The sequence below is a fragment of the Legionella gratiana genome, from assembly GCF_001467695.1.
GTDB lineage: Bacteria > Pseudomonadota > Gammaproteobacteria > Legionellales > Legionellaceae > Legionella > Legionella gratiana.
Genome location: NZ_LNYE01000022.1, coordinates 488,247 through 510,198, shown reverse-complemented (window position 1 = coordinate 510,198; position 21,952 = coordinate 488,247). Strand labels below are relative to the sequence as shown.

Genomic DNA, 21,952 nt, shown 5'->3' with positions numbered 1-21,952 from the left:
ATGACATAAAAGGCATTTCTAAGCTTTTTATGTCGAATCTACTTATTATTAGGAATACTCTATTCCAACTCTTCATTCCGAAGTAACTTTATTTTAATTATAAATTTTTATAATGAAAGTATGAGAAAAAATAGTTGAAGTTATATAAAGGTCTTTACTAATGTGAATAAATTAGGCGAGTAGTAACAAAAATCTGGGTTATTCAAAATTTAAATAACCCATGCAAAATCCGATTTTTTGAAACAACTTTCCTTAAGATTGACTTGATAAAATTAATTAAGAACTTGGAAATGCATCGTGAATTTTCGATGAATTGCATGAAGTTCTCAGAGTAATAGGTCAATTGATTGGTGACGAAATAATTATTTAACTAATTGAAAGTAATAAGTTATTTGAATATTTAATATGATATATAAAAATAATGAATTGGATAAATAGTAATCGTAATGCTCATAATGTGATTCAATAAAGAGTTTTGGCAATATCAAAAAAATAGTTGAAGTTACATAAATGTTTTTACTAAGGTGAATAAGATGGAAACTAGGAATGAGGTAATTCAGTTCAGCAGTATCCTGAGCCAGGAGCAAGCAGAAGTATATTCTGATAAATTGCTAAGTCAATTTTATAAAATACTTAGTGAAAGAGAATATGTTCGTAAAATAAAACGTGTAATTCCTTACATGCAACAGATCAACGAAGATTTGATACCAGACGCTACATTAGAGAAATTTTATCAAGCGGTTAAAAGGGATTATCAGCATTATGTGTATTTTTGTAATTTATTAAAAAATAAAAAAGTAAATATTGTGCACACAACATATGATTCTAATTTCAAGAAAATAAGACTCCATGGTATTAAGGATAACAGTCAACCCGAATGCGATGTTTATGATGAACGCGTCATCATCCATCCGCCGCTGATACGAAACTCTTCATTAATGATACCTAGACGCTGTTTTAAACGTGACAATTTGAGCGCAGGTCTTATCAGTTCACAAACCGAGCTTTTATATTATATAGCTAATTCACGGACTAATACCGCACTCCATTATATAAACGATGGTGATTATATTAACGATTACAATATGGAGTTTGGTTATACACCCATTTTACTTGCTTTATGCAAAGGGTGGAATCATGTTGATTCTAGGAAGCACTCCTTAGTTCAAAAACCAATTATTGAAGCGTTACTGGCTAAAAAATCGCTTGAAGTGAATTGTATTCATTTAAGAAATGGAATGACCCCGTTACATATCGCTTGCTTAAGAGGTGACTCTCCTGAATTGATTAAAGCATTACTAAAGCGCGGAGCTGATTGTGACGCTCTTGATTATAAAGGAAGAAGGCCTGTGGATATGCTTCATGTGAGCGATGAAGAGATGCAAGAAACTATATGTGAACTTTCTGGTTCATCAGATAGTTCTTTCCCTATTTTAAAGCACTATGATTATCTTTCTAAAAAACCAGAAACCGCTACAGTGCCTGCTTCACAAGAACGTAAACAGTGCATTCTAAACATTAGGTATTTATTAGCTAAGGTTGCAGTTCAAAAGATTATTCCCAATTTTGCCTGAATGGCATAATTGGAAATGAGTAGTGAAAAACTCCCCACGACCTAAGCAATCCCCACAAAATTTGTGGGGGTTACGAAAATTCTAGAGTTTTAGATTAAATAATTCGTACACAATTTCTTCCTTCCTTTTTGGCTTTATAAAGCGCTTGATCCGCCTGATCAATAGCTTGTTCAATTGAAATGTCTGCTTTAAGTGATGTAAGACCAAAGGATGCAGTGATATGAACAGACTCATGGCTGTTAATATTAATGGTCATTTTTGCGATTCCACTACGAATACGTTCGATGATTTCTAAAGCAAGAGCGGTGTTAGTATTCTGAAGACAGAGTAAAAACTCATCACCACCAACGCGAAAAACTTTGTCATAAGGACGCATACTCTCAATAACAAATCGTGATATAGTGGCTAATACACAATCACCGGCAGGATGGCCGTGTTGATCATTAAGAGTTTTAAATTTATCCAAATCTAACATTGCTATGCAGCATAATTGTACTTGTCGCTTAACGAGTTCTTGTTGTTCACGTAAAACAGGTAGCATGTTATTGCGATTGATAGTCCCCGTAAGTGGATCGCGGCTATAAAGTAACTCATTCAATTCTCGCTGCAAAGCCGATATCTCTAAATGTAATTTTTCGATGCTATTTGAAAAAATGTCATAATCATGGGGTGATATATTATTGTCCTTATTTATTGAAACCAATAAGGTTGTTGCCGCTTTATGCATGTACTGATGTTCTTCTCCAAGTGCAATAAATGCGGGATGTTGTTTGAGTTTATGAGAACTTGGTCCATAATACCATTGACCAAAACGACACTCTTTATGTGCATTAACACTAATATCATGTTGATCAGAGGGTAATCTGCAAACAAGAGAACGGATAATTGAATTATACCATTGTTGATGGTTATAAAGAGCTTGTTCAAATTGAAAAATAAATTCTTGCAACTCTTCACGATTAAGAAAGTCAATCTGCATTTCAATCCCCCAATAATTCGCTAATAAAATACTTGTATTGGGTTTTTTCTTGGAAAATTATTAGCTACGAAGTTTGAAAACTCTTATCACTAACCTATCAAAAATTCTAAAATAGAGAACTCTTCTTAAGATAATAGTCCATAGTGATGAAAAAATCATTGAACAGTTTCTAAAATAGATACTGCAAGCCTAGGGCAACGGTATAATTTTTATTGGATAAGCTCGATGAATCACTGTCGTAGACATGTTTGCCAGTATCATTATCTATTACTTCACTATCAGCCCGTGCTCGTGAATAATGATTGTAGGATGCTTCAACAAAAATTTTAGCGTTATTTGTTAAAAAATAGCCTGAATTAATTGTTGCAGCATAATATCTGGCGTTATTTCCGTATTCATTGAACGTTAAGTTGCGCGCATAATGCTCGTCATGATCGCGGGCTGAAACCCAATTACTAAATTTTATAAAGGCATTAAACTCAAAATTATTGATAGAATATTTGCTGGTTAGACCCACATAAGGCGTATTAAATTTTTGTTGGTATCCAATTCCGGGTTCACTACTCGGAAAGCAACCAACGTGCGTACCATTATCATATTGATAACACCCGCCATTTGCTTGCCAGCTAAAAGAATTTCTTTGATACCCAGCAGCCACTCCTAACTTATAATCTTGTTTTTGGAGCAACCAAGCTCTTAAACTCAGATCAAACTCATTTGCATAATTAAGATGTGTATTTTCATGATGAGACCAGTGTGTCCAGTTTTTTTGATATGGGTTAAGCCAGTCATAGTCATCCATAGCTGCAGTATTTTTTGCGAGCGTAATCCAGCCTCTACCAACAACACCAAGCCAATCTACAAAGCTGTAATTTAGTTCCCCATTGAGTATGGCAGCATTTTTTATGCGCCAATCGAGTTGACTTAACTTTCTATCTGTTCCTGGATAATAAACATATTCCTGAGCTTTACCTGATAAAACGCCCACGGAAGTACTCACTGACAAGCCCTTAATAGGGGAATTAGCAGCATTAGAGTTATGAGAGAAAATAATAGCCAAAGAGATTAGAGCCAACATAACTATTTTATTATTCATATTTTTTCCAGTTAGTGCCGGCAATCCTTGCAGCGGATTGATTACTAAAAAAGCAATAAACATTATTGTGAATCATAATGGGCTTGTCAAGATACCTATTGGGAAACATTTATCATATTGATCTCATATTAAACTTTCCCGTGTTTATAAACATGATTTGCGGAGGCTATACAAAATACGATGAGGTGACCTAATCTTGTCATCATCTCCACATGCGATATTTATTTTAGGAAAGATAATAAGTGGAGAGTGCGATGCCAAAGTTTGTTAAAGCAAAAGATGGGGTAGTATTACCCCCTTTATCTTTTTGTAATACGGAAATGCCTGTTGTAGATATGGAAGGTGAGATTCGTCTCAAGTCGGTGCATTATACAGGTTTAGACCCTAACTATGAGAATGATTGTGTCATTATAAAGAAAGAGGATAGGATTACAGGTTTACATACAGGAGGTATGAGTGAATGTCATGCACTCGCGATGATTGAAAGAGATGATAAAGGAGAGATCACAAAAATTGCGATGCTGCATTTTGCAGGTGGATTGACAAAAGAAAGATTACAGGATTTCATTACTCATTGCACGAATAAAGGTTTTCAAGATAATCTGGAATTAGTGCATTATCCAGGTTATAGTTCTATAGGTGCGTCAGTCGCCGAGATTGAAAGAGTTTTGCATGAGAGAAAGTTTGAGAATGAACAAGTGATCCAAAGAATTTATCATGCCGATTCGTGCACGGATTGTTGTGTCATGTTTAACGGCCAAATTGGAAACTCACAGGGCTTTGCTCCCTTTCTAATGGATTCTAAATCTATTGAACGTCGATTTGATTTTTCAAATTCATTAGAAATAGCGACAAATAATTATCAAAGACTGATAGATAGTTATAAAAAGGAGCCTAATAAATCCGAACCACTAAAAAAATTGAGAGATACAATTTTATCTGATAAGTTACTTGAAAATCCGGCTAATTTTTTGGAAAAAACCCGAAAATTTATTGAAAAAGCAGAATCCTCACCTGAAGAAAAACACGCACTGTATCAAGAATATGCTAAAGATGTTAAAAAGCAACCCTATTTAACGACCGCAACCAAAATAGCCTGCGTGGCCCTTGCTGCAACGATTATTGGTATAATTCCCGCTGTTATCATTGCATCTCGTTACAAGAATGAGGTAAAAGAGCTAAGAAAGAGCCAATTAGAGACTATAAATGAGTGTCTGAATATTAGTAGTGGTCCCAGATGAGGTAAGTTGCTATTTATAATCCCCTACATAACCCCAGGAGTCGACCCAAATGATTCGTTTAAATGCCGCTGTTTGTTCCATTTTATTGATAAATGATTCCATGTTGCCGCTTTTTACTGCATAAATGACCATATTGGCACTATTTTTTATGGGTATAATAAAGGTGTTTTTAAACTGTTTTTTAAGCAGCTGAAAAAGAGGATATTGCTCTTTTAAATTAGCTAAATTAATCGCAAAAAAACCATTTTCGGTGATTATTCTTTTGCAGGAACTAAAAAATGCCTCATGAGCACACTCAGGCGGAAAATGATTCGAATTATATAGATCAACCATTAAATGCGAATAGGTTGTTTTGCAATTTTGTACGTAGTCCATTGCATTTTCATGGATAATGGTTAAGTGCTTTAAGTGATCTGTCCAAAAAAAACGTTTTGCAATCTCAATAACTTCTTCGCTATTATCTACAGCAATCAAAGACCTATCGTGTAACATTAATGGAATTCCTGCACCTCCAAGTCCTAAAAGACAAATGGTTCCAGGATTGGTGCGCGCCATTAAAGTTAGGGCAGGAAGGTAATATAAAATAGGCTTATGAGGATTACGTCTGTTGATCACAGTCTGTAATGCATCGCTTCCCAAAGTTAACCAGCGATAAAATAAATTTTGATATACTTTATAACCAGAAGGAGAGGTATAAATGCAAGTCCCCATCTTTGTTTGCCACATTTTAGCTTGTCTTCTCTAATTGAAAGGGGTAGATTGAACCCAATTTTAAGATTTGTGTTAATGCATCTAAAGCATAAAAGACCTCATTGATCAGGTTAGGATCTGCTAAATCGTTCGCAGTCAGTTCAGTACGATAATGCTTTACTACCCATTTTTCGAGAACATCTAATAATTCATGATTAATTAAAACTCCCTGATGCATGGCTTGAAGTTCTTCCTCATTAATCGGAATGCGTAATCGAAGACAAGCCGGACCGCCGCCATTGCGCATGCTTTGTTTGAGATCAAGAAAATGAACGGAGTTGATGGGGTTACTGCTCTCAGAGAGTATTCGTTCAATACAGGCGTGAGCGCGGAGATTGGTTTGACACTCATAAGGGGCAAGGAGCACCATAGAATGTCGCTCACCTGAACTAATTATCTGTGAGTTAAATAAATACGTTTCAACAGCATCACGGATGCTCAGTTCATCTTGAGCAATTTCAATAACTGTTAATGGAAAGTTAGTTTTTTCACGTAATTCATTTAATACAGTGTCTTGTTCCACAAATGCTTGTTCGTGAACAAGAAAAACCGATTCATTAGCTACTGAAATCACATCATTATGAAAAACACCAAGATCAATTGCATCTGGATTTTGGCGAGCAAAGACCACTTGATGTGACATGAGTTGATGTTGGCGAGCTATAGCTTCAGATGCTTCTTTAGTTTGTCGGGCAGGATATTTTGTTGGTCCAATGTTATTCGTTCCTAAAGCTTTTTTCCCGTAAACAAAAAGATGAACTCCTGATGATCCATAGTTTTGGCAGAGACGACTGTGGTTTGCCGCACCTTCATCTCCTGTAATCAATGATCGCGGTAAAATCGGATGATGGTGAAAATAGCGAGGATTAGAGAAAACCATCTCGAGAATTTTTTTTGAAAAATCAGCTTCATGATGACGGTGTAAATTGCATATAAGATTTGCTGCTGTAAAATGAAGTTTATTATCTTGAGTATCCATGCTGGGAGAAACGGTAGCGGCATTAGCTGTCCACATGCTTGACGCTGAATAGCAGGCACTTAGAAGCTCTGGAGCCGCTTTATATGCTTTATTAATTTGTTCACTAGGAGTGCCTTTAAAACCTAATTGATGAAGTACTTCGAGATTAGGACGTTGATGAGGTGGGAGCAACCCCTGTTTTAAACCCATTTCATGAAGCAGACGCATTTTTTGCAACCCCTGAAGCGCGGCTGCTTGAGGATTTGAGGCACTTAAGGCATTAGATGTAGAGGCAACGTTACCTATTGAGAGACCTGCATAGTTGTGGGTAGGTCCGACTAGACCGTCTAAATTTAATTCATATGCATTCATTTTCATATTCCATGTTCTGTTTTCTCTTTTTTAAGAGGAAACTAGGATCTGTTGACAGAGCTTAAGCGAATCAATAATTTTTACTCTAATACAATACCCGGTAAAATCTGAGCTGGCTTTGTTAAATGAGTTTGTTCCATACTGGCTACTGGGTAAGAGCAATAATCAGCGGCAAAATAAGCACTTGGTCGATGATTGCCGCTCAAACCAACCCCGCCAAAAGGAAGACTGCTTGGAGCTCCTGTAGTTGGTCTATTCCAATTAATTAATCCAGCGCGTATTTTTTGATAAAATTGGTGATAATGCTGTTCATCATTACTTAATAATCCTGCAGCTAGGCCATAACGTGTTTGATTTGCAAGTTCTATCGCTTGTTCAAAATGACTGTAACGATAGATTTGCACCAATGGTGCAAAAATTTCCTCATCAGGGGGATTAGAATAATAAGTCATATCGATAATACCAGGTGAAAGTAAGCCTGTATTTTCAGCAAGTAAGGACATAGACAATAAGGGTTTACCTCCTGACTCAATAAGCTGTTGTTGCGTTTGTAAGTGTTTTAGCGCTTGTTTATGACCAATTATGGGCCCCATGAATGGCTCTGGCTGCTGATCAAAAGGTCCTACTTTAACGGAATCGCATGCTTTAATAAACTGTTTTAAAAATTCATCGCCTTGAACTGAATCAGGTATGATGACTCGACGCGCACAAGTACATCGTTGACCAGAGGTAATTAAAGTAGACAGTAACGTATGATAGACCGCGGCAGTGAGATCATCGACTTTATCAACTACTAAAGGATTATTTCCCCCCATTTCAAGTGCTAAAATGACCTCAGGTTTATTGCTAAATTGTTGGTGTATTCGCAAACCAGTCTGATAGCTTCCTGTAAAATAGACTCCTTGTATGTCCTGTGATAACAATATTTTCCCACAAGCTGCATCACCTTGCAAACAGTTAATTACTCCAGGAGGCAACCCGCTATCATGCCAACACTGCATGATAAATTCTGCAACAGCAGGAGTGAGATCACTCGGTTTATAAAGAATAGTGTTGCCTGCTAATAGAGCAGGAACTATATGCCCATTACTGAGATGAGCAGGAAAGTTAAATGCGCCAAGAATCGCCACAACACCATGCGGCTTAAAACGAAGACAAGCATTTGCTTCAGGTGCCTCGCTTATTTTACTCTCTGTACGTTCATGATAGGCCTGAATGGATAAATTAATTTTCCCAACGACTGCAGAAACTTCAGTGTGGGCTTCCCATAAAGGTTTTCCTGTTTCCAAGGCAATCAAGTAAGCTAATTGGTCTCGACTCTTTTCAACTTGCTGGGCAAATTTTTGGGTATAGCTCGCACGTTGAACAAAATCAAGAGCAGACCATGAGTTAAGTGCTTGATGTGCTGCGTGAGAGGCTGCAGTAATTTCTTGCTCCGTAGCGCTCACTCCTTGCCAAAACAAAGATCCATAACTTGGATTGATCGAATCCAAAGTGGCGCCAGTTCCACTTATCCATTGTCCATTAATGTATTGACCTTTTCCTTGCATTATTGCTGTTTTAGACATCCTATTCCTCATGATCAAATTGTAAAGGAGCTATGCGTAATTGATCGCCGCAGGTTACCTGTAATAATTCAGCAGTTTTTTTGCTAATAATACAGCTATCATTTTCATTATTTACCAGCGCGCTATTCACTGTTGCTCGAAAATCTAATTGAGTATTAGACAATAAATAATCAGAACTACTCACTTCATCGCTAATACTTTTAATTGTTACAATCCGGCTTAACTCTATAGTTTTTATTTCTGTTAGGGGGGCTTCAAGGGTAGGCCCAGCATCAAAAATATCAATGTATTTGTTATATCTAAATCCTTCTTTTAGCAAGATGTGCATGGCTGCAGCAGTGGAAGGATGAGGTTGACCTATGACTGCCTGGGCTTCTGCGGAAAGTAATTTAATGTATATAGGATTTCGTGGCATTAAATCTGCTATGAATTGTTTATCAGTTGCTATGGTGAGGCGATCTGCTTCAGCATAGGACATATGGAAAAAATGTCTCCCTACGTTTTCCCAAAAGGGAGAGATACCCTTTTTATCAGAAATACCACGCATGTCAGCAATTACAGTAGACGCGAAACGTTTCGTATGTTGCGCCATAAATAGAAAACGTGCTTTAGAAAGCAATAAACCGTAATTTTTCTTGCGATATTGGGGCGCCAAAAATAAAGTACAAATTTCGCTTCTTCCTTGATTATCATTCACTAAACTCAAAACTTCATAATCACTTCTAATATTTAATGAACGACAAACACGTGTGCGTTTGGAAATTTTATAGGAATAAAAAGGTGTATCATGTCCTGTACGTGATTCAATCCCCGAAACACCGACTATTTCTGCATTCTGATTTTCCAAGACAAATAAATAATATTCATTATTTGGCTCTTGGATATTTTTTTTAAAGGAATCACTAGCCCAACACAAACGTTTTTGCAAAATTTCTTTTTCTTTAGAAAGCGTAGTGATTCCAATCCCACTTTCTTCTGCCAAACGGTGAATGGCATTTAAATCATTATCACGAGCGCTTCGAAACAATATCATTTTTTTAGATCCTCTAAACCACCTTGCGCTAAGTCAAGTAAAAGTAAAGTGCTCAGTGCAGCACGTTCTGGTAAGCTGTCTAACAATATATATTCTTCTTCGCTATGAATTTTACCTCCTCTGACTCCAAGTGTGTCCAAAACGGGAACCCCATGTTTTGCTAAATTGTTACCATCACAACAACCACCACTATCTTTCCAATCTATAGAAATGCCCAGTTCTTTTCCTATGTGTTGAATACGATGAAATAAACGTTCTGTTCCCGAATTGATACGTTTAACGGGCCTATCAAAACTACCATATAAATTCAGAGAGTAATCTGGACGTTTGAGTTGCTGAATGATTTTATCCAACTCTGTTCGTACCCAAAGCTCATCTTCGGGTAGATTAATGCGAATATCAATCTGAGCTACGGCTTTATCAGGAACTACATTAAGGGCTTGGCCTCCTGAAATTTTACCGATATTAATGGTCACTCCCTCGCGCTTTCCATTAAGTAGGTTAATGGCACATACGGCCTCAGCTAAATAACAAATTGCATTACGACCTGCCGAAAAATCACGACCTGCATGTGCAGACTTCCCAGTAGCAATGAACGTTATCTTGCCGCTTCCTTTACGATTTTTAGCTAAAGTTCCTTGTTCAGTCATTGCTGGTTCATAAACTAAGGCGGCCTGATAACGTGCGGCTAATTCATCAAAAAGCACACTTGATGCAGGGGAGCCAATTTCCTCATCCGCATTGATCAGAACATCCCAGCCCAGCTTTATTGCGTTATCACTTTGTTCAAAAGCGGATAGGGCATGCAGCATGACAATAAGTCCTCCTTTCATATCGGTAACACCTGGCCCGTTAATGCAATTATCATTGATGTACGTTAATTTCTGAAAAGAGCTTTCAGGAGAATAAACAGTGTCCATATGTCCACTAAGCAATACACGTCTTTTTAACTGAGGTCTTTTGCTAATAAATAGTGCATCGCCGCTGATTTTTGCTTGAGTATTTCCGGACATATCGATAACGGGGATTGGAGGAAGCTTTTTTATCTGAATAGTATCTGCGATTGGCTTGTATGCGGTATGTAAAACATCAATCATTTGTGTTAATCCCGGCAAATTTGATGTGCCAGAATTAATCTCACAAAACTGGTGGAGTTGTTCTACCATAGTTCGTTGACTGTTTTTTATTGCAGTTATTAGTGTTTTATAGGTATTTATCATGATTTTTAGATTTAAAACTAAAGAATACACAATAGCTTAAATTAGGATGCTTCACAATGTGTTTGGTGTATGTGGAGGCAAGTAACTCATAATTCTAAAGTTTTTATCCCTCGCATCTAAGATTCGAGGGAATCGTAAGTCTCTTTGAAAGTTTTATAGTGATTGGGCAAATTTTGTTTCTTTTATATCTTCCTTGGGCTTTTTGTCTTCACTGATTTCGTGATCTTTTTGTTCTGTTTTAGGTGTATTTCCTGACCACAGTGGTCTCGCCAAAAATCCAAAAACACTCAGGAGTCCTCCAGTTGTTACTTGTTCTTGATTGGGTACAGGGATTGATTCTGGATTCATACTTGAGTCCACACTTTGATCAAGGAGTTCCAGGCGACAAATTAGTTTTTCCTGAAGGTCTAACAGTAGTTTATAACGTTCATTACTGGCTTTTAATTCAGATTTAACTTCTGAAAGTTCTTTTTCAGCATTACTCATTCGTTCTGTAATTTCATCAAAACTGGTGTTTTTTTCTGATAAAAATTTATCGAGTTTTTTTTGAAATTCTTCTCGTTGACTGGAGTCATTAATTCCTGTGTTGGATAAAAATTTCACGGTTTTTTCTAAAGTAGAGGCGATTTTTTTAGCTTTTTCTATTTCAGTACTCATCGATTTTCTTACTTCAGACAACTCAGAAGCTTTTTGAGAAAGTTGCAACACGCTTTTTTCATGCCATTCTTTAACTTTAGCAAGCTCTTGTTGATTCGCCTCAAAGAGTTGTCCTTGTTTTTCTATGTCTTTTCTTAATCCTATTGCTATATTTTCAAGGTCTGTTTTTTGTTTTCGCAATAACTCTTCGGTTTTAACATAGGTTTCTACCTGCATACTCAATGTTTCAACTTCTTCATTTAATTGAGTAATATTATTAGCAAGCTTGTTATTTTCTTCTTTAAATCGTTCCACCTCAATAGCTAATTTTTTTCGAATTGAGTCTAATGCGCCAATAGTTAATTCGAGAACTTCGGCAACACCAAAAATTCCTTCTTTTAATTTTTGAGCAATACTTTTGCTATGATAATGATGATCATCAAGAATAATACCACTTGTGGTATAAGCTAAGGCACTTACACCGCTAATTGTGACTAAAAAGCCAATATGGGCAGCAGCCCCTATTAAAAATGTTGGTCCGGATATAGCAACACCACCTAAAATTCTTTGCCATAAGGGGATCTCACCCCAAAATTTGGCAGCGCGTGAAATAAGGCTCGGGTTTTCTTGCAAGCTGTCTACAATTGCGCCCAAACTTTTTTTTACCTGTGTTAAGTGTTCTTGGGTTAATGCAATACTTTGTAAGCTATTCAAGTCTGTTGTAGGACTATTAGGATCTAATAATAATTGTTTTGCCGCATTTGAAAAATTCATTTGTGCTAATGCTTTTTCAACAAGGACTTTATTTTTGGTAGGTGAATTTGGTTCGGTTTTAAAGTTCTCTTGAAGCTCTTGTTCATTACTAGACATGCGCACTCCCTGTGTTTAATAATCTCCCTGTGGATTCTATTTTTAACCACAAAGAATGAATAAGCAAGTAAAAAGTTTGTTTTTTTGGAATTATTTAATACAACACTTAGAGACTGATTTTCAGGGTTGGAGTTGGAGCTATACAATACAATCAGATCTGTTTTTAATAAGAGGTATTGATAATTCATCCTGGTTGCTTTTAGGATGGTGAGTTTCCAACAAGGAAAATGCGAGTATTTCATCACTTAATTTTGTTCGGTTATGGGCAAAAAAACCAGTATTCGCTGTAGCTCGTCCATGATCAATCAGTTTTTGCGAATATCCTAAAGAGGGGATGTAGACGAGCACACCTAATAATAGCTCCATGAGACCACCAAGTACATATAAAACTGGATGGTTTATTCTGAGCTCATTTGCTAAGCTTTTGTATTCATTTATTGATTTTCTTGATGAGGAATGAATTAACTCAGAAGTTCGAGAGACTGCTTCCAGTAAGAGACGTTTACCACTGGCTTTTTGTTCATTTAACTCATGAACAGTATACAACAATTTCAGACCTAATCTTTTGGGATTCTTATTTTTTTCATCTTCGGGTAATTGTTTTAATTGTTGAATTGTTTGTTTGAGTCTCATTTTAAGTAATCTCTCTGCTTGGCTATGAGGACAATTCATATCACGCCAGTAAATCAACCATGATTTTTCATGATTAGCCAGCAGTTCTGTATAGTTTGCATTAACGTAGACATTTAATGCATTCCAAATAATTTTTCTATGAAAATTCATGCCACGTCCTTTGGTACTTGCAGCCGCAGCATCTATAGAGCGCTCAAACTCTTCTCGAGTTATAGGTTTGTTTAACTCAAAGGATCGAATTAAATTATAATAAGAGGAAGAGAGTGCACCACGATCTATAGCATCTTTACATGAAAAATTAAAACTATTAGGTTGAATTGTATCGATAATATATCTTGTGAGTTCGTATTTGATAAAATGCACCCAAATTGCTTGTTGTTGAGCTGTGGTTATAAAGTGATTCTTATCAAGTCCTTGTGCTTTAAAACTTTCTTTAAGTAACCTTTTTAAGATTAGCTCTTTATTTTTAGAAGTACCAAATAATAGTTTTTGTGCTTCACGACTCATCCTAAAATCAGAAATCCCACTTTTATGTTGTTTCCCTTTTGCTACTTCGAGAAATTCATTAAATACAGAGAGAGTGGGAAGTTGATCATTATTGACTTTATAATGGTTTGAATCCATTAAACCTTTATGTGCAGGAAGAGTAATCACTAAAATTTTATATTTGGGGTCTTTTTCAAGTTTATGAAGTTCAAGAGTGAGCTCTTTTTCTTTAGAACCCGCTATGTTTAGATCGCCTCGATCTAAAGCAAGATTATTAAAATAGATATGACATATTGGTTGTTTTGAACTGCTTTTTTCCGCATTTATTTGTAACCAACGTTTAAAAAGAGGGCTAACTCTGGTTTTGCCATTATGACGTTGCGCCTGGGTACTGAAACGGTATTCGATAGGATCTAATGTATTTTTATAAGAATAATTTTTAATTGTCGGTAGATTCGTTCCATATTGAGGTTTAAAATTACTTGCGAATAAAGAATATAAACGATTTAAAAAACCGCCCATGTCATTTGGAGTTTGCTGATTAATACTGTTGTGAGTATCTTTTATTGTTTGTTTAATTTTGTTAGCTGTGGGATTTTGAGGACGTGTTTTTGCACTAATATCATTTATCCATCCCGATGACTCTTCAAGAATATGATTATCATTGTGATAGATGGCCTGAACTAAATTATCAAGAATTTTTACTTTTTCAATTGAATTAGTGTCGATAAACTCTTCTAGGGACGCGATACAGGAAGAATATAAATCGCCGTAAGGATAGCTGTCATTATATTCTTGATTCATTACTGATTGTAATTCGGCAAAAACAGGCAATAAACCATTAATTTGTCGATTAATAACTGGTTTTAATTGAAGAAAATAGGCATAGCAGTTACGATTATGGAGTACATCACTAGTGAATGGTGTTTGAAGTGTTGCTTTAGTGCTCATAACTTCCATAGGAATTGTTTAATATATTGACATTGTAATTAAAAAGGAGTCATGATGGAAGTGTTATTTGATTTCTCGCTACAGGATAAAAAGGTGAAAAGTCAATTTTTGCGTAATTGTCATTCTGAATGGTACGAGATTCTAATTAATGCTTTAGAAACTATGGATCAAGATTATTTATATCAACTTATGGATGATAAAGATTGGTTGCCTGGAAAAGAGCGATTATTTGCAGCGTTTAGTTTGCCACTTATAAAAACACAATATATTTTGCTTGGAGAGTCCCCATATCCACGGCAGGAATCAGCAAATGGATATGCTTTTTGGGATAACTCGGTCGAAAATTTATGGAGCTTAAATGGACTTAGCAAAACGGTGAATAGAGCAACTTCTTTCCGTAATATAATTAAAATGTTATTAAGAGCACGTGGCGATCTCAAAGACGATACATCGCAAAAAAGTATTGCCCTGCTTGACAAAAGTTCATTGGTGCAAACCGCAAAAGAACTGTTTGAAAGGATGATGCAAAAAGGTATTTTATTACTTAATGCTTGTTTAGTTTATAGTGAAGGAAGGGTTCCTTATCATGCACGTAAGTGGATGCCGTTTATGCAAAGTCTTTTTGCACAACTGGCACTAATAAAACCAGATATTCAACTGATTTTGTTCGGTAAAATTGCAAAAACGGTTGCTCCTGATCAATTACCTATAGGTCTTATCGCTGAACATCCCTATAATGTCAGCTTTATTACTAATCCCGAAGTGATTCATTTTTTTAAACCGCTGGACTTATTACATCATGAGTACTATAGAAACAACTGTTAATCCTGAAGAAATCAATAAGTTTGCCCAACATGCTCAATTATGGTGGGATACTGAAGGTCCATTGAAAACATTACATGATATCAATGGAGTCCGTCTTGACTTTATACAGCAACACGTTCAATTGGCTAATTTAACTGTTTTAGATGTGGGATGTGGTGGCGGTATTCTTTGTGAAGCTATGGCAAATGCCGGAGCAACAGTTACGGGTATTGATGCTGAAATTGATACAATTCTTGTGGCGCAGGAGCATGCAAAAACAAACTATCTAAACATTGACTATTTTTGTACTTCTGTAGAAGCATATGAAGATCAACATTTTGATGTAGTAACCTGTATGGAAATGCTAGAACATGTACAAAACCCTGAGCTGGTTTTGCAACATTGCAGACGACTGCTTAAACCAAGGGGTTTTTTATTTGTATCAACAATTAGTAGAACAGTTAAAGCATATGTTACTGCAATCATTGCTGCGGAATATTTATTAAATTTATTACCCAAACAAACACACGATTATAAGAAATTCATAAAGCCTAGTGAATTACTTGCTATGGCTCGTTCGTTTGGATTTAAATTGATTGATATGAAAGGAATGGATTATAACCCTTTTTTAAGAAAAGCATCATTGGGAACTGATTTAAAAGTGAATTATTTATTAGCTTTACAGAGATAAAGCATGATGTCATCCTCAATAATGACGTAGAATCATCGAGAGACTTTGAACAACATAAGGAGAATCCGACCCTTTAACAATTTTTCCTGGAATAACTTGAAGTGATAAGTCAATATTAAGCGATAATTCTGGGATATTAAACGATTGAATCACGCGCCAACAAGGGGATGATTCACAATCGTTATTTTCTATTATTTGGGGAGAGGTTAAAGGCTCTGGATGTAACGTTAGCATTTTTTCATTGATCTCAACACGCTTATCGAGAAAAAATTGATGCATAGGACCCCATGCATAGGGAAGATAATTTTTTTGTACCGCCATAATTTCAGAAGGAGTATCTTTATAACTTGCTGAAAGCGTTTCTATTAATAGGTTTTGCGTCCAAGCTCCGATGTTTGTTTGATCAGCTGCATCAGCATAAGAGAACATCCAAAAGAGAAAAAGAGCCAATTTGATACGCATGATTCATTCCTTTGCTTAATCATTTTAAAGATTATTAAATCTTAATTCGTATTGCTTGCCTCTTGATGAAAGATGGTATTTTCGTGCAAGATGTGCTAAATGCCGCCTTTCGGTACATGAGGCGTGAACGCTCTATGGCGTCAATTTAAGGACGAATCTTCTCCTCTTGGCATATCGTCACCCTTCGCGAAAACGGAGGAAGGCGATGTTCTTTCCAAAACTTAAAGTTGATCCGAACCTCATCCTTAAGTTGACACCATTTCGTGATATTGCGTGAACGCTTACCTTAATTGTAGCTTATGATCAGTTACACTTGGTACAAAAGTTATTTATTCTTTTTTTTCTAAATTTTTCTTTTTGCTATATCGTTCTTGGTAACGTTGATACGCATATTTGGCTTGTTCTTGGGATACCACGTCAACTTCATTGCCATAAATATCAATTCGAGCGACATTTTCTTTTTGACAACTTAAATAGGCAGGAGATGCGCTGTAGTAGCTTAATGCTTCACGCAGCGATTTTTTACTAAAAGGAGGAGAATCCAATCGTTCATAGAAATCAATGATATCATCAAATATACCAATCTTTAGGGGTTTAATTTGGTTGCCTTTTTTAAAAAAGGCATTGGGAAAATGTTCTACAAGCCAGTCAATAATTTGAAGCTTGTCTTTTTTTGTTGTTGATAACGATTGTTTGTCCATCATTTTTCTCTAAAGCGTAATCGAGATGCTGAATAAACTAGCATATCTTCCGATAGAATCAAGCATTAGATAATGTATATAGCTGATTATTTCTTTTTGTAATAGATTGGTATGCTCTCTTTTACAAAATTAAACATGACTTTTTTGCTTGATTTCTTGTAAGAAATTTCTCAATTCAATTCAAGAAAATAGCTCTTATTTTAATATAATTTCATCATGGCTTAAGTTAACTGATTGTTTTAAAAATTTATTTTCAAATTCAATATATTTTATTATTGTCAAAAGTAAGAAACTTTCGATTTTAACATTCTTGCACTTCTTATTTTCTATTGCTACATTTAAGTCATGGCTTATATGGATGTAAGTCAAACAAAAGGAATTGTAATCATAAGGATGTGATTTTGTCAGGATGACCATAAGAACTTTGAGTTCTTATACGGATGACTGCGAAAGCCAGGGTGGGAACCCTGGCTTTTTTATTTCTATCCTACCAAGTAACCAGAACGCGATAAAAACTTCCTGTCAGGAAAATAAGCAAAAATTACAGAACCATTTTTGATGGTGTTAATCACTGGTTTTGCTAGCGTTTGTGCGATCGCAGGACATCCCCAGGATAATCCTGCACGTCCAGCTCTCTTTATAAAGTCAGGTTCTACATACCAAGCACCATGCATGACCACGCGTCGACTTAACGCATTATCATTAATACCTTTTTCTAAGCCTTGTAGATTTAGGGAATATCCTTTACCACCAATATAAGTATCTTTTGTAATGTAAGTTCCTAAACTTGATTGTTTGCTGGAAGGGACATTAGAAAAATGACTTGCTCTATTCACCCCAGAGTTTCTACCGTGTGCTACATAGGTATTATATAAAAGACGTTCTCTGCGAAGATCAAATATCCACATGCGTTGCTTGTTTGAAGGTAAAGAGTAATCAATCACAGTCAATACGGGTTTTTTAACATTACCCTTTTTGCTTGCATTTTTATAAGCAGTTAAAGCAAGCTTTAATACTTTTTTATTTAACTGTGGAGCCTTATGGCTTAAGTGCTCTACTTTGGTATTGATGTCAGTTTCAGACTGAGCAAACGAAGCCGTGCTTGTTGTAATATTACTGGTCAAAATCAAGGTTGAGATAAGAGTCAATAAAGTATTCATACTTCTCCTTTCTTTTTTTTATTCACAGTTACTGTTCTTCAAAAAATGGTGATTATATTAACAAATCATGTAATTGTAAAATTAGAAGGATCCTAATTAGTCATTAGGGTGAAATATTATGCAATTCATGAGCTTAGTTCCGTTTTGCGGCGCGCAATAATCCATTATTAGATCTAATTGTCCAAATAATGATCAATTAATGTCTTTTTAAATTAATTAAACTGCATTAAATTTAATTAAATTGATTAAAATTAATCTATTTTTGCACTTAAAAATAAGGTACTTTATCTTAATATCAGGCTCGATTGAGTCAATTTTAACAGCAAAAATAGGTTAAGTGCATTCCATTTTGTAGGGTACTAAACTATACTTCATCCTTTCTTTTAAAACTATCCTAAACCCAGGCTCCGCTTATTTCTGCTAAGTTTTTAGGGCGAGAGGTCAAGAGAATAGTTCCACGTTTGATTCGGAGAATACTATGCTGGAAAAGCAAATCATGCAGTTACCCGAAGGAATACGAGCTGCCATTAGTCAGGCCTATCGTGTCGATGAGTTATCGTTGATAACCGAACTTTGTGAAAAAGCGACATTAGGTGAACAGCAATTGATTGCAATTAGAAACAGTGCAACTAAATTAGTTGAATTAGTACGAACTGAGCGTAAAAAAAGCACAGGAATTGATTCATTTTTGACCCAATATGCTTTATCAAGCGACGAAGGAATTGCACTTATGTGTCTTGCTGAAGCATTACTTCGGGTGCCTGATAGCGCCACAATTGACAATTTGATTAAAGATAAATTATCTAGCGGTGACTGGAAATCTCACATGGGTCAAAGTGATTCATTTTTTGTAAATGCAACCACCTGGGCATTAATGTTAACCGGTAAGATACTCACACCAGAAAAAGCACAAACTACTTTAACTAAGTCACTCATGAAACTTATTAATCGCAGTAGTGAGGCCGTAGTCAGAAAAGCTGTGGATAAAGCAATGCGTATTATGAGTAAGCAATTTGTGATGGGACGTACCATCAATGAAGCACTAGCTCGTGCCAAAAAGAAAGAAGCACAAGGTTATCGTTATTCTTATGATATGTTAGGTGAGGCTGCTCTTACTTCAGTTGATGCAATGCGTTATTTTGAGGCTTATAAAAAAGCGATAGAGTCCATAGGCAAACAGGTTGCAAAAGACTCCGATGTATACAGACGCCCAGGAATTTCTATCAAGCTTTCTGCATTACATCCACGTTATAATGAAAGTCAACACGAACGAGTGATGACGGAGTTATCGCCTAAGCTATTGGCATTGGCTTCTTTAGCCAAAGAATATGGAATTGCTTTAACAGTGGATGCTGAAGAATCTGAACGTTTAGAGTTATCCCTTGATGTAATCGAACGTGTTTTTAATGATGAAAGTCTAGATGGGTGGGATGGTTTTGGATTGGCGGTACAATCGTATCAAAAAAGAGCTTTTTATGTATTAGACTGGGTTGCTGCACTGGCAAGAAGAAATAAGCGACGCATCATGGTGCGTTTAATTAAAGGAGCTTATTGGGATAGTGAGATTAAGAAGACTCAAATGCAAGGATTAGCAGAATATCCGGTGTTTACACGTAAAGTTTTTACAGATGTTTCTTTTCAGGCCTGTGCGAAAAAAATTCTTACTATGACAGATGCGATTTATCCACAATTTGCTACACATAATGCTTATTCTGTGGCCATGATCTTGAATATCACTGGAGATTATCGAGATTTTGAATTTCAATGTCTGCATGGGATGGGCAATGAATTGTATCAACAAGTTGTACCCGCAGAGCGTTATGGAATTCCATGTCGTATTTATGCGCCGGTAGGAAGTCATGAAGATTTATTGCCCTATTTAGTAAGGCGATTATTAGAAAATGGTGCTAACTCTTCCTTTGTAAATCGTATTGTTGATGATAAGGCACCCATAAGCACTTTAGTTGAAGATCCAGTAGAAAAAGCGCAATCTTTATTGCATAAAATGAATAAAAATATACCCTTACCTGAAGATATATTTCAATCCACTCGAAAAAATTCTAAAGGATTTGATTTTTCTGATCGTATCGAACGAACTTTATTACAGCAAAAAATGGAAAAAATTAAATTGCAACAATGGACTTCAGGTCCTATCGTTGCGGGAAATATAATGTCTAAAGGTGAAAAGCAACCTATAGAATCACCGCAACACATTGAAAATATCGTTGGAGTTGTTCAAAATGCAACACTTGAAGATGTGGAACACGCTTTATCACAAGCAACAAAAGCTTTTCCAATCTGGTCAAATACATCTGTTCGAGAAAGAGCTGCATGTCTGAAGCGTTTTTCTGATTTGTTGCAAGAAAATGATGCTGAACTTATGGCCTTAGCCTGTCTTGAGGCCGGTAAAACGATGAGTGACTGCATTGCTGAGATACGAGAAGCGATTGATTTCTGTCGTTATTATGCGACTCAATCGCAACAAATATTAGCTCAACCTTTACGCCTATCTGGTTATACAGGGGAGTTAAATGAGTTAAGTCTTCATCCACGTGGAACAGTATTATGTATTAGCCCATGGAATTTTCCTTTGGCTATTTTTACAGGTCAAGTTGTTGCCGCACTAGCTACTGGAAATTGTGTCATAGCCAAACCTGCAGAGCAAACGCCATTAATCGCTGCATATACTGTTAAATTAATGCATCAAGCAGGAATTCCTGAAGGGGTGATACAATTACTTCCTGGCTCTGGAGAGACGATAGGTGCTGCATTAGTGGCAGACAAAAGAATAAAAGCAGTACTATTTACTGGATCAACAGACACAGCATATCTTATCAATCGTACTTTGGCGGCACGCGATGGCGAAATTATCCCGTTAATCGCTGAAACAGGAGGACAAAATGCGATGATAGTTGATTCTTCTGCTTTGTTGGAACAAGTTGTGGTGGATGCAGTAAACTCTGCTTTTGGAAGCGCAGGTCAAAGATGTTCGGCACTGCGTGTATTATTTGTCCAAGAAGAAGTTTATCCACGAACAATAGCACTTTTAAAAGGGGCAATGGCTGAATTAGTAGTTGGTGATCCGCGCTGGTTAGTCACTGACGTGGGACCTGTTATTGATAAAACCGCTTTATCTACCTTAAAAAATCACGTTGATAATATGAAAAAACGATTTGAAATTATTTATCAATGTTCATTAGATGAGTCCCTTGAATCAGGCTATTTTATGCCACCAACTGCAATTGCAATTGATCATATTAATGCATTGGAAAAAGAAGTATTTGGTCCTGTATTACATGTGATTCAATTCAAGAGAAAGGATTTGGACCAAGTTATCGAACAAATTAATGCGACCGGCTATGGTTTAACTTTAGGAATTCATAGTCGAATAAATGAAACCGTTGAGTACATCAGGCAAAGAGTCCATGCGGGCAATTGTTATGTTAACCGCAATATGATAGGGGCTGTTGTAGGTTTACAGCCTTTTGGAGGCGAGGGGTTATCGGGAACGGGACCCAAAGCAGGGGGACCTAATTATTTAATTAGACTTTGTCATGAGCGGACCTATACTGTAGATACTACTGCTGCAGGCGGTAATGCGAGTTTAATGTCTTTGCCGGATTAATGGATAGGTAGTCAGGGCACAGCAAACGGGATCTTGGAAGTTGACTAAAGCTTGAGTTCTTGCTTAGCTGGATTTTTTTGCCTCAGTTCCACGCACGAAATTTCCTTTACCATCAGAGTACATACATGAATCTTCCCCTGCT

General features: G+C 36.3%; 17 protein-coding genes. 5 read left to right on the top strand and 12 right to left on the bottom strand.

Annotated features, from left to right (window positions below; all coding sequences use genetic code 11):
* The first annotated feature begins 533 nt into the window (after positions 1-533).
* Positions 534-1,574, top strand: coding sequence for an ankyrin repeat domain-containing protein (locus Lgra_RS10050; protein ID WP_058499111.1), 1,041 nt, complete (start codon positions 534-536; stop codon positions 1,572-1,574).
* Positions 1,575-1,668: 94 nt separating this feature from the next.
* Here the strand turns inward: Lgra_RS10050 and Lgra_RS10045 are convergent, their stop codons facing one another.
* Together Lgra_RS10045 and Lgra_RS10040 are read right to left on the bottom strand one after the other, a co-directional pair.
* Positions 1,669-2,553, bottom strand: a complete 885-nt coding sequence (locus tag Lgra_RS10045) for a diguanylate cyclase (RefSeq protein WP_065231755.1) — start codon at positions 2,551-2,553, stop codon at positions 1,669-1,671.
* A gap of 169 nt (positions 2,554-2,722) precedes the next feature.
* Positions 2,723-3,649, bottom strand: coding sequence for an omptin family outer membrane protease (locus tag Lgra_RS10040; RefSeq protein ID WP_058499292.1), 927 nt, complete (start codon positions 3,647-3,649; stop codon positions 2,723-2,725).
* 254 nt (positions 3,650-3,903) lie between these two features.
* Between Lgra_RS10040 and Lgra_RS10035 the strand changes: the two genes are divergently transcribed.
* Positions 3,904-4,890, top strand: coding sequence for a hypothetical protein (locus tag Lgra_RS10035; protein ID WP_058499110.1), 987 nt, complete (start codon positions 3,904-3,906; stop codon positions 4,888-4,890).
* A gap of 9 nt (positions 4,891-4,899) precedes the next feature.
* Here the strand turns inward: Lgra_RS10035 and Lgra_RS10030 are convergent, their stop codons facing one another.
* The 7 genes from Lgra_RS10030 to Lgra_RS10000 all read right to left on the bottom strand — a co-directional run bounded on the left by Lgra_RS10030 (position 4,900) and on the right by Lgra_RS10000 (position 14,367).
* Positions 4,900-5,616: a spermidine synthase gene (locus Lgra_RS10030; RefSeq protein WP_058499109.1), complete on the bottom strand. Its 717-nt coding sequence runs from the start codon at positions 5,614-5,616 to the stop codon at positions 4,900-4,902.
* Position 5,617: 1 nt separating this feature from the next.
* Positions 5,618-6,970 carry an N-succinylarginine dihydrolase gene (astB, locus tag Lgra_RS10025; RefSeq protein WP_058499108.1) on the bottom strand — a complete coding sequence of 451 codons (1,353 nt, stop codon included), beginning with the start codon at positions 6,968-6,970 and terminating at the stop codon, positions 5,618-5,620.
* A gap of 80 nt (positions 6,971-7,050) precedes the next feature.
* Entirely contained in the window at positions 7,051-8,538 is a 1,488-nt protein-coding gene (gene astD / locus Lgra_RS10020; RefSeq protein WP_058499107.1) for a succinylglutamate-semialdehyde dehydrogenase, read from the bottom strand.
* A gap of 1 nt (position 8,539) precedes the next feature.
* Complete coding sequence (locus tag Lgra_RS10015) at positions 8,540-9,571, bottom strand: arginine N-succinyltransferase (protein ID WP_058499106.1); 1,032 nt, start codon at positions 9,569-9,571, stop codon at positions 8,540-8,542.
* Positions 9,568-10,791 (bottom strand): hydrolase, encoded by a 1,224-nt coding sequence (locus tag Lgra_RS10010; protein ID WP_083502892.1) that lies wholly within the window; start codon positions 10,789-10,791, stop codon positions 9,568-9,570. Before Lgra_RS10010 ends, Lgra_RS10015 begins: the two co-directional genes overlap by 4 nt.
* Before the next feature lie 153 nt (positions 10,792-10,944).
* Positions 10,945-12,297, bottom strand: coding sequence for a LegC2/C7 family Dot/Icm T4SS effector (locus Lgra_RS10005; RefSeq protein ID WP_058499105.1), 1,353 nt, complete (start codon positions 12,295-12,297; stop codon positions 10,945-10,947).
* A gap of 138 nt (positions 12,298-12,435) precedes the next feature.
* Entirely contained in the window at positions 12,436-14,367 is a 1,932-nt protein-coding gene (locus tag Lgra_RS10000; protein WP_238584417.1) for a hypothetical protein, read from the bottom strand.
* A gap of 54 nt (positions 14,368-14,421) precedes the next feature.
* Between Lgra_RS10000 and Lgra_RS09995 the strand changes: the two genes are divergently transcribed.
* Together Lgra_RS09995 and ubiG are read left to right on the top strand one after the other, a co-directional pair.
* The gene (locus Lgra_RS09995; protein WP_058499104.1) at positions 14,422-15,192 is read left to right on the top strand and encodes a uracil-DNA glycosylase family protein; all 771 of its coding nucleotides are present in this window, start codon (positions 14,422-14,424) and stop codon (positions 15,190-15,192) included.
* Entirely contained in the window at positions 15,167-15,862 is a 696-nt protein-coding gene (gene ubiG / locus Lgra_RS09990) for a bifunctional 2-polyprenyl-6-hydroxyphenol methylase/3-demethylubiquinol 3-O-methyltransferase UbiG (protein ID WP_058499103.1), read from the top strand. Before Lgra_RS09995 ends, ubiG begins: the two co-directional genes overlap by 26 nt.
* 15 nt (positions 15,863-15,877) lie before the next feature.
* Here the strand turns inward: ubiG and Lgra_RS09985 are convergent, their stop codons facing one another.
* The 3 genes from Lgra_RS09985 to Lgra_RS09975 all read right to left on the bottom strand — a co-directional run bounded on the left by Lgra_RS09985 (position 15,878) and on the right by Lgra_RS09975 (position 18,185).
* Complete coding sequence (locus tag Lgra_RS09985; RefSeq protein ID WP_058499102.1) at positions 15,878-16,324, bottom strand: hypothetical protein; 447 nt, start codon at positions 16,322-16,324, stop codon at positions 15,878-15,880.
* Positions 16,325-16,653: 329 nt separating this feature from the next.
* Positions 16,654-17,025: a ProQ/FINO family protein gene (locus tag Lgra_RS09980; protein WP_058499101.1), complete on the bottom strand. Its 372-nt coding sequence runs from the start codon at positions 17,023-17,025 to the stop codon at positions 16,654-16,656.
* Positions 17,026-17,507: 482 nt separating this feature from the next.
* Entirely contained in the window at positions 17,508-18,185 is a 678-nt protein-coding gene (locus tag Lgra_RS09975; protein ID WP_058499100.1) for a murein L,D-transpeptidase catalytic domain family protein, read from the bottom strand.
* A gap of 478 nt (positions 18,186-18,663) precedes the next feature.
* Here Lgra_RS09975 and putA point away from each other — a divergent pair, with 478 nt between their 5' ends.
* Entirely contained in the window at positions 18,664-21,810 is a 3,147-nt protein-coding gene (putA, locus tag Lgra_RS09970; protein WP_058499099.1) for a bifunctional proline dehydrogenase/L-glutamate gamma-semialdehyde dehydrogenase PutA, read from the top strand.
* The last annotated feature ends 142 nt before the right edge of the window (positions 21,811-21,952 follow it).